Genomic DNA, 12,247 nt, shown 5'->3' with positions numbered 1-12,247 from the left:
GCGGGGTGTCTTCCGGCAATGCCCACAAGTCAAGTTATTGCGGCCTCCGGACCCGACCGAGGAGCCGGCATTTTCGGCACGTAGACGTAGCCGTTGCTCGCGGGAAAGGCTCGCGTGACCCGTTGGTTGTTCTGCAGGATATACTCGACCGTGCCGGTGATCTGGCAGCGATCCGTCCCGGCGCCAGCCGAAACGGGATAGGGAATCTGCGCCACAAGGGTCAGGTTCACCTTCCGGGTCTGGCCGTCCAAGGCAATCACGGCGGGACTCTCTGTCACGGAGATCGGCGCGCGGCCGTCGCACAGGATCATCAAGTCCTCCATGACGATCCGCTGAACCTTGCGGGTCGCCAATTGAGGATCGGTCAGCGCATAGACCTTTGCCCAGGTCAGGGACGAATAGCCGGCTGAGTCGGCGTCGCCTACGCGTGGCTCGGGGTCTCCTGCCTCCAGTTGGATAGCCGGAGCTTCCAGTCTGGTGAAGGGCACAGGCAGGGTTCGCAGCACGAGATCAGCGCCGTCCGCCGTCGCTCCGAATTTCCACCGGAAGGAGAACGTCAGATTGCCTCCATTGGCGACCATGGACGCCGTGGGCGTGTAAACTGTTTCGAAGAGGCAAAGTCTCGACGCGACATCGAAATGAACATCGGACGGCCTCAGCCCAGGCTCCGAGATCTCCCATCGGGGAGCGCAAAGGGCCTGGGGAATTCCGGCAAACGAATGGATCAGCATCACTTCCGAGGTGTCGATCAGTTCCGTGCTATCGGACCTGCCCCTCTCGAACGTTGCTCGTGCATGGTCGGCGAATATCTGGGCGGCGGTTTCCACTGACGGAAGGGGTATGATGTTCCAACGCTGGCCGGATGCGTTCTGGTCATAGGCAATCGCCGTGACCAGGGACGTGAGGTGGTTCCTGCGGCCGATGGCGCCTTGCACGCTGGCTGATGCCCCGATCGTGGCGACCCGGGCGCCGCCGGAAGCCTCCCCTTCGAACACAGTCTCGTCGTCTGAGGTCGCCTGCTGCAGCAGTGCTGTGCCATGGAAGTCGCTGACCATGTAGTGTGCCCGGGTGCGTCTCGCAGGGTCGGCGTAGTACCAGAGCCAAAGCGCGGTTCCGGCAGTCAGCGGAGCGATTTCGCTCGGTCCGGGTTGCGGAGCGTGGAAGACGCTTCCCAGCGGGGACTGGAAATGACCCCTCACCAGATTGATCCTGTAGACCCCCGAAGCTTGGTATTGCGCGGAAAGCGAATTCTTCAGGCTGGCCACGGCTATGCTGAACTCGCTATCCTGCGATAGGGCAGCGGACAGACTGGTATTACAGTCGCTCTGGTAGGCTACGAGATTCTCGCCTGCGAGCGGAACAGGGACACTTCCGGTCCCGTCGTCGAGCACGAGGTAGGACCGGCCGGGATTGGGCGCGGTTCGCGGATCTCGATCGAAGATCGTCGCGAAAATCCGGCTAACGGAGTTGTCGGTCTCCACCATTACCCATTGCGGCTGATCGAGCCGAAGCTTCTGCTGGAGGTTGACCGGGATGGCAGTGGCGGGCCGCCTGACCAGCCTCCATGGCAGCGCCCGTCTCTCCAACGTCAGCGTGCCCGTCGAGCCTGTGCAGGATCGCACCATGGCCTGCATTTCGTCTTCTACCCAGCCGCTGAACGAGCGGGCTCCGTTGTTCCCTGTCTGCGCGGGAAAGGGCGCCTGGGGGTCTTGAGCCCAGGCAGGGGCCGCCAGGATGGACACGGCCGTCGCGGCAAGCGTCAGGATGCTGCTCTTCATGGTGATCTCCCGTCCATGCAATCCAAACACGAATTCATCCGGCGTGGAACAGTGTTTTTTTAAAGTGGCGGCGAACCCCTTGGACGGATTGGGTTCCGGTCCTTAAATGCGAGATCATGGAACTGATCATCGGACCCCGGCTGTACTCCACCTGGTCGCTGCGGCCCTGGCTGGTGCTGAAGCGCTGCAAGGCGGACTTCGCCGTGCGCGAGATCGACATCTATACGCCGGCCGGACAGGCCGAGCTCGAGCGGATATCTCCCTCGCGCCTGGTGCCCCTGCTCAGGGTCGAGGGCGAGACCATCTGGGACTCCATGGCCATCTCGGTCTGGTGCGCCGAACGCTATCCTGAAGCGAAACTGTGGCCGGCCGATCCCCACGCCCGCTGGCTGGCCCGGTCCGCCGCCTGCGAGATGCACGGCGGCTTCATGGGCCTGCGCACCGAATGCGGCATGGGACCGGATCACACCATGGTCGGCCCGGACCGCTCGCCGCCGCCGACAGGCGAGGCCGTCACAAGGGACATCCGCCGCATCGTCGCCCTGTGGCGGGAGATGCGGACCCGGTTCGGCGCCGGCGGGCCGTATCTGTTCGGCGACTGGTCCGTGCCGGACGCCTTCTTCACCCCGGTGGCCGCGCGGTTCCGGCATTTCCAGATCGATCTCGCCGCCCACGGCGACGACGGCGCGGCCGCCGCCTATCGCGACGCCCTGCTGGCCCAGCCCGATTTCCTCGAATGGTCCACGGAGGCGTTGGCGGTCCGTTAACCGGACCCCGGAACCCCGCCTTAAGACAACGGCGGTATGTTTCGACCTTCACGAGCGCGGAAGCGTTCAGGGGTCCGCCATGTCCATGCCCGTCCAGCAGCCCGGCGCCCGTCGCCCCAGCCTGATGGTCTACGGCCTGCTGATCGTGATCGCCTGCTGCCTGCCGGCCCTGCTGCTGGTCAGCATCACCTAGTTGGCGCTGACAGTCGGAACCGAGGCCACCTCGACGGCCTGCGCCGGAACCGGGGGCGGGGCCACATAGTCCAGCGCCAGCGAGATCGCCGTCGCGCCCGAGGCCACGGCGTCCAGGGTGTTCAGCGGCCGTCCGTTCATGCGCTGGTAGATCCAGTAGGCCGCCACGACCTTTTCCACATAGTCGCGGGCCTGGGGCACGTCGATCGTCTCGATCAGCAGCAGCGGATCGGCGTCCGGGCCCAGCTTGCGCACCGCCGCCACCATCGGTCCCGGCCCGGCGTTGTACGAGGCCGCGGCCCGCAGCAGGTCGCCGTTGATCGCCGGCATGGCCAGCACCCGGTTCACATAGGCCTGGCCCAGCCGGGCGTTGACGTTGGGCTGGAACAGCCGTTCGGGCTCGCTGACGAAGCCCCGGTCGCCCGACAGTTCGGCGGCCGTGGTCGGCATCACCTGCATCAGGCCATAGGCCCCGACCGGCGACCGGGCGCGGGCGTTGAAGTCGGTTTCCTTGCGGGCGATGGCGTAGACCAGCGAGCGCTCGATGGTGAAGCCGCCCTCCGGCTCGATCACCGGCTGGGGATAGCGGTCGGCGTCGATGCGGCGGGCGTCGTCGGCGCCGGTGACCCGGGGCCCCAGCGCCCGGCCGAGCGCGGCCCACAGGCGGCGTCCCTGGTCGGTGACGGCTTCGCGCAGGCCGGTGCGCAGCTCGTCGCGGGCGTCGAGGCGGCGGCCGACCTCAAAAAAGGCCACGGTGCGGCGCGCGCGCGGTTCCTGGCGGATGAAGTCCTCGAGTTCGTCGGTGTCCACCCCGATCGGCTCGTCAGGCTGGTACGACGCCTGTCGCAGGCCGGCCGGCTGGTACGGAACCGGGCCGAGGTTCTCGATGGCCGGCTCCTCGCCGAGCTGGCGCAGGGCGATCTGGCCGTAGAAGCTCGCGGGCCAGGCCGCGGCCCGGCGCAACAGGGGCTGGACCCGGTCCAGCTGACTCGACCGGCCCGCCGCCCGCGCGGCCCAGAAGGCGGCCCCGGAACGCACCCAGCCGTCCTCGGTCGGATTGTCCAGCACGCGCTCGAAGGCGGTCGTGGCCTTGCCGAATTCGCCGAGCCGGTACTGGGCGAGGCCCACCGTCCACCAGTCGCCGAGTTGTTCGCCGAGGGCGACGGCGCCGGTCAGGTCGTCGCGGTTCAGGGCGACGCGGGCGGCCTTCAACGGGTCGCCCTCGGTATTGCCGCCCGCCGCCGCGACGCTGTTCCAGTTCCGGCTGCCGAGGCGCGAGGGCCGCCGCGGCTCGGGCGCCCCGTCCGGCCGCCGGCGCATGGCCAGATTGTAGGCGCGATCGGCGCACGGCAGGTCGGCATACTCCTCCAGCCAGGCGGCCAGTTCCTCGTAGGTGGCTGAGTAGTCGGCGTGAAACAGCCGTTCGAACTCGACCTGGCCCAGCAGGACGCGGTCATTGGCCTGCCGCGCCGAGGCCCGGGCGGCGTCGAGGTCGCCGCGGCGCAGGGCGTCGAAGGCGCTGGTGTAGCTCAGACGGTCGGCCGGGCTCAGGGCGGAGAGGGCGCGTCGGCCGTCCTCTTCGGCGTGCGCGACGCCGGCCACGGCGCACAACGCCAGGGCAAGCGTCGGCGCGAAGATCGCACGGCGGAAATCAAGCAGCACTGCGGCGGCCCCCCTTGGAACGTTGAATCGCCCGTCTCGACTCGGGCCATTCAACGCCGTTCGTTCGGTCGTCAGGCCAGAAAGGCGCCACCGCCCCCGACCCATGTCAAGATTTGTCCCCTTTTTGGGGCGGTTTTGAGTCGCGGGGGTTAACAAGCTCAGCCGTGGGCTTCCAGCCGCGCCGCCAGCAACAGCAGATCGGCCCAGGCCTGCCGCTTGGCCAGCGGCTGGCGCAGCAGGAAGGCGGGATGCAGCGTCGGCAGCGCGGGAGCCGACACGGCCCCCTCGGCCAGCCGCCATTCCTTCCAGTTCCCGCGCAGGCGCATGATGCCTTCCTCCGCTCCCAGCACGGATTTCGAGGCCGCGGCCCCGACCAGCAGCACGGCCTTCGGCTTCAGCAAGGCGAAGGCGCGCTCGACGAAGGGCGCGCAGACGGCCTGTTCGGCCGGGGTCGGCGTGCGGTTGCCCGGCGGACGCCAGAAGACGGTGTTGGTGATGAACACCCGACCCTCCAGCCCCGCCTCTGCCAGCATCCGGTCCAGCAGCTTGCCCGCCTTGCCGATGAAGGGCTGGCCGCGCTCGTCCTCCTCCGCGCCGGGCCCCTCGCCGATGATCAGCACCTCGGCCTCGGGATTGCCGCGGCTGAAGACGGCCTGTCTGGCTCCCATGCCGCGCAGGGGGCAGCCTTCGAAGGCGGCGATGGCCTGGCCCAGGGCCTCCAGCGTGTCCGCGCCCGCCGCCAGCCGCCGCGCCTCCGCCACGGCGTCCCCCGAGTGGACCGGCGCCGTCACCGAGGCCGTGGCCTTCGCCACCGCCTTCACCGCCGGCGGCGGGGCGACATGGGTGCGGTCGACCGGCGCGTCCTCGAAACAGGCGTCGACCCCCGCGTCGCGCCAGAAGGCGAGCAGGCTTTCGGCGCTGGCGCTGTCGAGGGGTTGCGGGCTCATGGTTCGGTCCGGACAGGGATAGTCCTTGACCACCCCTGCGTCACCTTCCGATAAGCGGAAAACACCGAGACCCCACTGACCGCGAGGACATCAGGCCATGGCCGAGGAAGCGATCGAAGGCGGCGCCGCGAACGCCTGGCAGGAAGCCGTGATCGACAAGCTGCCGCCCGCCGAGGCCCTGGCCGGGGTCGAACGCGAGGTGATGGAATACGACGTCGTCATCGTCGGCGGCGGCCCCGCCGGCCTGTCCGCCGCCATCCGCCTGAAGCAGCGGGCGGAAAAGGACGGCAAGGAGATCACCGTCGCCGTGCTGGAGAAGTCGGCCGAGATCGGCGGCCACATTCTCTCGGGCGCCGTCATCGACCCGAAGGCCCTGAACGAGCTCTTCCCCGACTGGAAGGAACGCGGCGCGCCGCTGGAGACGCCCGTCGCCGAGGACAGGTTCATGATCCTGGGGCCGATGGGCCAGGCTTCCCTGCCGATGCCCCTGCTGCCGCCGATCATGCACAACGACGGCTGCTACATCGCCTCGCTGGGCAATGTCGCGCGCTGGCTGGGCGAACAGGCGGAAGCCCTGGGCGTCGAGGTCTATCCCGGCATGGCCGCCAGCCACGTGGTCTGGGACGAACCGTCCGGCCGGGTGAAGGGCGTGGTCGCCGGCGTCTTCGGCATCGACCGCCACGGCAAGCCGACCGGCGACTTCCAGCCCGGCATCGAGTTGCACGGCAAATACGTCTTCATCGCCGAGGGCGTGCGCGGCTCCCTGGCCAAGACCATCATGGCGCGCCACAACCTGTGCGACACGGCTGAGCCGCAGAAATTCGGCATCGGCCTCAAGGAGCTGTGGCAGGTCCCGGCGGAGAAGCATCGCCCCGGCCTGGCCCAGCACACCACCGGCTGGCCGCTGGACGAATTCACCGGCGGCGGCAGTTTCCTCTACCATTTCGGCGACCGCTACGTGGCCATCGGCTACGTCGTGCACCTGAACTACAGGAACCCCTTCCTGTCGCCGTTCGACGAGTTCCAGCGCTTCAAACACCACCCGGCCATCGCCGAACATCTGGAGGGCGGGACCCGCGTCTCCTACGGCGCCCGCGCCATCACCGAGGGCGGTTTTCAGTCGGTGCCGAAGCTCAGCTTCCCCGGCGGCGTTCTGATCGGCTGTTCCGCCGGCTTCGTGAACGTGCCCCGCATCAAGGGCAGCCACAACGCCATGAAGACCGGCATGCTGGCCGCCGACGCCGCCTATGACGCCGTCATCGCCGGGCGCTCGGGCGATCAACTGGTTGAATACCAGACGGCATACGAGAAGAGCTGGGTCTATCGGGAGCTGAAGCAGGTCCGGAACGCCAAACCCTATTTGTCGAAGCTGGGCACGACCCTGGGCGGGGCGGCGGGCCTGATCGACATGTGGTTCTCGTCGATCTTCCGCGTGAACCTCCCGTGGACGCTGAAGCACGGAAAGACCGATGCCGGGTCGACCGGGAAGGCCGCGAAGCACAAGCCGATCGCCTATCCGAAGCCGGACGGAAAGCTGTCGTTCGACAAGCTGTCCTCGGTCTTTATCTCCAACACCAACCACGCCGAGGAACAGCCGGCCCACCTGAAGCTGCTGGATCCCTCGATCCCGATCCGGGTGAACCTGCCGGAGTACGGCGAGCCCGCGCGGCTCTACTGTCCGGCGGGGGTGTACGAGGTGCTGTACGACGAGGCCGGGGGCAATCCGCGCTTCCAGATCAACGCCCAGAACTGCGTCCACTGCAAAACCTGCGACATCAAGGATCCGTCGCAGAACATCGTCTGGACCACGCCCGAGGGCGGCGGCGGACCCAACTATCCGAATATGTGACGCCCAAAATCTCCCCGGGGTGGCGGCAGGCCTTGTCGTCGCCGCATAATCCGGAGAGGGTCGCGCCATGCGCCTCTCTCGCCTCGCCCTTCTCCTGACCGGTTGCGCCCTGACGGCGCTGGCCTCGGCTTCGCCGACATCGTCGGCCCGGGCCCAGGACGCGCCTGTCGTCGTCCCCGCGCCGGACGAGACCGTTCCGGCCCCCGCCGGACCCGCGATCATTCTCGAGGGCGAGCCCGGGGTCATGGTGGAAGGCGGGCCGGTCGAGTCCGCGCCGCCCTTCGCCGTCGCGATCCCCCCGGTCTGGTCGCCCGTTCCGCGCGACGCCGAGGGCCAGTCCGCCTACGGCCTCTACCTGTCCGGCCGTCTGGCCAGCATCCGCGGCGACCGCGCCACGGGCGCGGAATTGCTGGCGGAAGCCCAGGTCCTGACTCCCGAGCAGCCCATGATCGTCGAGGAGGCGTTCAAGTCCGGCCTGTTCTCCGGCGACCTGGACGCCGTGGCGCGCCTGACGCCGATGGTCGAGGGCATGCCCGATCTGGTCGACGCCGGCCGGATGGTGGATCTGGTTCAGACGCTGCGGGCCGGGGACGCCGCCGCCAGCCTGGCCATGATGACGGCCCGTCCGCTGGCTCCGCCCTTCGATCTCGCCGGCCGCTATCTGACGCCGACGATCGCCGGCGCCGCCGGCGACTGGGACAGGGCGCTGCAGGCCGTCGATGTTCCGGCGACCGACCCCGCAGGCCTGATCCTGCGTCAGCAGCGCGCCAGCCTGCTGGAAAGCCGCCGCCGGTTCGATGAAGCCGAGGCCGAATACAGGACGCTGACGGCCACGCCGGGCGGCTCCCTCCTGTACGCCATGGATTTCGCCGAATTCCTCGAACGCCGCGGACGGCGGGACGAGGCGCTAGCGATCTACGACGCCGCCCTGACCGGGGACAATCCGGACTCCGCGGCCGTCCTCGCCCGCGCCCGGGTTACCGCTCGAGGCCGCCCTCCCGCCGCTCCGGATCATCTGGAACGGGCGGCGGACGCCCTGGAATTCGCCGCCATGCAAACCAGCGCCGGGGAACTGCATGACTACGCCGCCATCTATCGGCGCCTGGCCTACAGTCTGCACCCGAGCGACGAATCCGCCCTGCGGCTGGGTCAGAGCTTCACGGCGGGACGGCGTCCTCAACCGGAATCGGCGCGTGAAGCCTTCGGGCGTGTCAGCCAGGCCGATCCCATCACCTATGCCCGCGCCCAGATAGGACTCGCGCGCACCTTCACCGGGGAAGAAGACGCGGCGCGGGCGCTGGAGGCCTTGCGGCGCGCTGACGCGGCCGCCGCCGGCCAGCCGGCGTTCGCTTTCGAACTGGCCGCGGGGCTGGAAGACATGGAACTGCACGAAGAGGCGCTGGAGATCCTCAACCGGCCGACGATGAACGTCCCGGGCCAGCCGGTCGAATTCCGCTTTCTCAGGGGCGCCGCCCTTGAGGGTCTCGGTCGACTGGTCGAGGCGGAGAACGAACTCTGGGCGGCGTTGCAGGCCCGGCCCGAGGATCCCGGCATCCTGAACTACCTGGGCTATATGTGGGTCGACAGCGGCCGGAGGGTCGAACAGGGCGCCGAAATGCTGGCCCGGGCCCATGCGGCCTCGCCCGAGGACGGCTCCATCCAGGACTCCCTGGGCTGGGCCCAGTTCCGGCAGGGCCAGTACGAAGCCGCCGTCGAAAACCTGGAGGGCGCCGTCAACAAGCTGCCGGCCAACCCCACCATTGTCGACCATCTGGGCGACGCCTACTGGCAGATCGGCCGCCGTCGCGAGGCCGAATGGCAATGGAACCGCGTGCTGACGCTGGAGCCCGACGCCGAACGTCGCGCCGAGGTCGAGCGGAAGCTGGCGCGCGGCCTGTCGACGGTCCCGTCGGTATCGCCCGACCAGCTCTGAGCCATGGCCGCGGTCACCCGTCTGGCGCCCGCCAAGGTCAATCTGTTCCTTCACATCGGACCAGTCGACGCGGACGGCTATCATCCTCTCGCAAGCCTCGTCGCCTTCGCCGACGTCGGCGACCGGCTGACCCTCGAGCCGGCCGACCGGCTGTCGCTGACGGTCGCCGGGCCCTTCGCCGGGGCGCTGGACGGCCGGGACGACAACCTGGTTCTGCGCGCCCTGCGGACGCTCGGCGAGGCGGCGGGGGTCGGCGATCCGCCGCTCAGGGTCGCCCTGGACAAGAGATTGCCCGTCGCCGCCGGCCTGGGCGGCGGCTCGTCCGACGCCGGCGCGGCCCTGAGGCTGGCGCGCGACGCGCTGGGCCTGCCCCTCGACGACGCGGCGCTGGCCGGGATCGCCGACGTGGTGGGCGCCGACGGCCCCATGTGCCTGCACGCCCGCAGCGCCTGGGCGGAGGGGCGGGGGGAGCGCCTGACCTTCGAGCCCCGGCTGCCGCCCCTGCCCGTACTGCTGGTCAATCCGGGGGTCCCGTCCCCGACGGGCGCGGTCTATGGGGCCTATGACGCCGGGCCGGTGCGGGCCGCGGATCGACCCCGGCCGCCTTCCGGCTGGGATCCGGCCTCCGTGCTCGCGTGGCTGGCCGACCAGCGCAACGACCTGCAGGCGCCGGCCGTCGCGCTCCAGCCCGTCATCGGCGAGGCCCTGGCGGCGGTGGAAGCCCTGCCCGGCGTGCGCCTGGCGCGGATGTCCGGATCGGGCGCGACCGTCTTCGCCCTGTTCGCCACGGCGGCGGCGGCCGACGAGGCCGCCCGCCTCCTGGCGGCCTCGCGTCCCGACTGGTGGGTTGTGTCCACGAGACTGGCGTCCCCCCGGCTGAATTGAGATAAAGCCAGGCTGTTCGCCGACACGGCGAAGCTTAACGCGAATCTTCTTCATGCGGATTCGGTTCAAACAGCGATCTCCACAATCATTCCCGAGGAATTGGAACCGCCGGGTCGGCTGGGTTTTCCACCTGATAGTGTTGGTTGCTTACGGCCGCGCTTGACCTCCCTTTGCGGCCTTCCGTTTCAGAAAGGGATACTGTCATGCTTCGCCTCGGATTGCTGTCTGCCGCCGCCGCGACCGCCCTCGCGTCTGCCGCCTTCGCCCAGGATCCGCTCGTGCCGCCGGCTCCGTCGCCGGTCCCGGCCACGCCCGCCACCCCCGCCACGCCGGCGACTCCGGCGGAGCCGGCGACCACGAGCGCGGTTCCGGCCCAACCCGCCGCGCCGGCGGTTCCGGCGCAGGCTGTCGCCGCCGCCACGCCGGCCCAGGCGAACAACGTCATCGACGTCCTGACCGCCCAGGGCAATTTCACCACCCTGCTCGCCGCGCTGGACCGCGCCCAGCTGACCGAAACCCTGAAGTCGCGCCCCGCGGTGTCGATCTTCGCGCCGACCGACGAAGCCTTCGCCGCCCTGCCCGAAGCCGAGCGGGCGCGGCTGATGGACCCGGCCAACGCCGCGGAACTGCGCAGTCTGCTGCTCTACCATGTTATCGTCGCCGACGTGTCCTCGGCCCAGATTCGGGGCGCCCGGGGCGGGGTCGAGACCGCGTCGCGCACCCGGGTGTTGCTGGACGGCACGGGCGAGGCGCTTCGGGTCGACGGCGCCATGGTCACCCGCGCCGACATCGACGCCTCGAACGGCGCGATCTTCGCCATCGACAAGGTGCTGAACCCGGCCGAATCCATGGTCGCCGTGGGCGACGAGGAGGCCCCGACGCCCGCCGACGAGGCCGCCGTCGAGGAGGCGCCGGTGCCGACGCCGCCGACCCTGCCGGGGGAAACCCCGGCCGCGACTTCGCCCTCGCCGGCTGCCACCAACCCCGCTCCGGCCGCCCCGGCCGTCCCGGACGTCGCCCCGGCGCCGGGTTCGGGCGTGACGCAGACCACCCGGCCGGCGACAGGCGAGACCGCGCCGTCCGGCCAGCCCGCCGCCACCACCACGACGGTGCAGTCGCCGCCCGTGCCGAACCCGACCGACGGCCAGGTGGACGACGAGGAGGATCCGGGGAATCCGGCTCCGACGCCGAAAGACTGACCCGGGCGGGGGCCAGGGAAGGCGGCGGACCCGGAAGGGCCGCCGCCTTCGCCTGTTCCAGCCTTAACCGTCGGCAAACCGGTGTCTGCCAGACTGTCGGGCATGGAAACGCTCTCGCCCGACCAGATCGCCGCCTTCGAAGCCGTGCTGGCCCGCGTGCCGGCCGAAGACCGCGCCCGGCTCCACGCCCTGAAGGACGCCGCTGCGGACGCCGCCGCGGCCTCGGCTCCGCACTGGGATTTCGACCAGCCCGGCCATCGCGCCGAAGAGGCGCTGGCCGAAGCCTTCGGCGGCGCCCTGACCGACGACCATCGCCGCGCCCTCGTCGCCATCTGGGCGCTGGAGATGCCGGCCCGGGTTCCGGCCGCGAACATGCCGCCCGCGGTCATGGAGCTCTATCCGGAATGGATCCAGCGCCTCGCCGACTTCCTGACCGCCGCCGCCGACCCCTATGATCGCGACTTCTGGGCCAAGGACGTGCGCATCTCGCTGGTTCTCAGCGTGCCCGGCGCCCGCACCCAGATGATCGACCTGTCCTCGCCGATGGGGCCGGGCCAGATCCTGCGCCACGCCCGCGAGGGCTGGGGCTGGTCGGTGATCCCGGCCTACGCCGCCGCCCAGGCCTGGAAGCCCTGGCTGGAGGTGCATACCGAAAGCCGCGAACTGTCCGACTTCAACGAGGCCGGCTGGGACCGCGCCTGGGCGACGGCCGCGGAGATCCTCAAACGCCGCCCGGAGATGGCCGGCATGCTCGGCTCGTCCTGGTTCTACGATCCGCCGCTGGAGCAGATCAGCCCGCGTCTCGCCTATCTGCGGGTCAATCCGCTGAAGCACGGCGCCTTCATGATCCATCAGGGGCCCGGCGACATCCATACCCAGCGCGCCGCGACCAGTTCCCCGACCCGCGCAGCCCTGATCGAAAAGGGCGAATACACGGCCCGCTCGTGGATCGTCGCCTGGCCTCGCGCCGCGCTGATCAGATGGGCGGATGGACGCAAGGCCGCGGAGATGGCCGAAGCGGCCTGATCTGTTCCC

General features: G+C 69.7%; 9 protein-coding genes. 6 read left to right on the top strand and 3 right to left on the bottom strand.

The window, feature by feature from the left end:
• Positions 1-29: 29 nt before the first annotated feature.
• The gene (locus tag Q8Q71_RS03740) at positions 30-1,778 is read right to left on the bottom strand and encodes a hypothetical protein (RefSeq protein WP_305758296.1); all 1,749 of its coding nucleotides are present in this window, start codon (positions 1,776-1,778) and stop codon (positions 30-32) included.
• Positions 1,779-1,894: 116 nt separating this feature from the next.
• On the opposite strand from Q8Q71_RS03740, the gene Q8Q71_RS03735 reads away from it, so the two are divergent.
• On the top strand, positions 1,895-2,545 hold the full coding sequence (locus Q8Q71_RS03735; RefSeq protein ID WP_305758295.1) for a glutathione S-transferase: 651 nt from the start codon (positions 1,895-1,897) through the stop codon (positions 2,543-2,545).
• Positions 2,546-2,734: 189 nt separating this feature from the next.
• Here Q8Q71_RS03735 and Q8Q71_RS03730 read toward each other — a convergent pair whose 3' ends face one another.
• Positions 2,735-4,399, bottom strand: a complete 1,665-nt coding sequence (locus Q8Q71_RS03730; protein WP_305758294.1) for a lytic transglycosylase domain-containing protein — start codon at positions 4,397-4,399, stop codon at positions 2,735-2,737.
• A gap of 158 nt (positions 4,400-4,557) precedes the next feature.
• Positions 4,558-5,346, bottom strand: coding sequence for a uracil-DNA glycosylase family protein (locus Q8Q71_RS03725; RefSeq protein ID WP_305758293.1), 789 nt, complete (start codon positions 5,344-5,346; stop codon positions 4,558-4,560).
• A gap of 97 nt (positions 5,347-5,443) precedes the next feature.
• Here Q8Q71_RS03725 and Q8Q71_RS03720 point away from each other — a divergent pair, with 97 nt between their 5' ends.
• From Q8Q71_RS03720 to Q8Q71_RS03700, 5 genes are all read left to right on the top strand, one after another.
• Positions 5,444-7,195 (top strand): electron transfer flavoprotein-ubiquinone oxidoreductase, encoded by a 1,752-nt coding sequence (locus tag Q8Q71_RS03720; RefSeq protein ID WP_305758292.1) that lies wholly within the window; start codon positions 5,444-5,446, stop codon positions 7,193-7,195.
• Between the two features lie 67 nt (positions 7,196-7,262).
• Positions 7,263-9,128 (top strand): hypothetical protein, encoded by a 1,866-nt coding sequence (locus tag Q8Q71_RS03715; RefSeq protein WP_305758291.1) that lies wholly within the window; start codon positions 7,263-7,265, stop codon positions 9,126-9,128.
• Between the two features lie 3 nt (positions 9,129-9,131).
• Complete coding sequence (locus tag Q8Q71_RS03710; protein WP_305758290.1) at positions 9,132-10,013, top strand: 4-(cytidine 5'-diphospho)-2-C-methyl-D-erythritol kinase; 882 nt, start codon at positions 9,132-9,134, stop codon at positions 10,011-10,013.
• A 203-nt stretch (positions 10,014-10,216) separates the two neighbouring features.
• Positions 10,217-11,212, top strand: coding sequence for a fasciclin domain-containing protein (locus Q8Q71_RS03705; protein ID WP_305758289.1), 996 nt, complete (start codon positions 10,217-10,219; stop codon positions 11,210-11,212).
• 102 nt (positions 11,213-11,314) lie between these two features.
• Positions 11,315-12,238, top strand: coding sequence for a hypothetical protein (locus tag Q8Q71_RS03700; protein ID WP_305758288.1), 924 nt, complete (start codon positions 11,315-11,317; stop codon positions 12,236-12,238).
• Positions 12,239-12,247: the final 9 nt, after the last annotated feature.

The organism is Brevundimonas sp., assembly GCF_030704825.1.
Classification (GTDB): domain Bacteria; phylum Pseudomonadota; class Alphaproteobacteria; order Caulobacterales; family Caulobacteraceae; genus Brevundimonas.
This window is presented reverse-complemented; position numbering and strand designations above follow the sequence as displayed.

Coding starts and splice junctions, on each gene's coding strand:
- Q8Q71_RS03740 (WP_305758296.1), bottom strand. CDS start 1,778: ATGAAGAGCAGCATCCTGACGCTTGCCGCGACGGCCGTGTCCATCCTG.
- Q8Q71_RS03735 (WP_305758295.1), top strand. CDS start 1,895: ATGGAACTGATCATCGGACCCCGGCTGTACTCCACCTGGTCGCTGCGG.
- Q8Q71_RS03725 (WP_305758293.1), bottom strand. CDS start 5,346: ATGAGCCCGCAACCCCTCGACAGCGCCAGCGCCGAAAGCCTGCTCGCC.
- Q8Q71_RS03720 (WP_305758292.1), top strand. CDS start 5,444: ATGGCCGAGGAAGCGATCGAAGGCGGCGCCGCGAACGCCTGGCAGGAA.
- Q8Q71_RS03715 (WP_305758291.1), top strand. CDS start 7,263: ATGCGCCTCTCTCGCCTCGCCCTTCTCCTGACCGGTTGCGCCCTGACG.
- Q8Q71_RS03710 (WP_305758290.1), top strand. CDS start 9,132: ATGGCCGCGGTCACCCGTCTGGCGCCCGCCAAGGTCAATCTGTTCCTT.
- Q8Q71_RS03705 (WP_305758289.1), top strand. CDS start 10,217: ATGCTTCGCCTCGGATTGCTGTCTGCCGCCGCCGCGACCGCCCTCGCG.
- Q8Q71_RS03700 (WP_305758288.1), top strand. CDS start 11,315: ATGGAAACGCTCTCGCCCGACCAGATCGCCGCCTTCGAAGCCGTGCTG.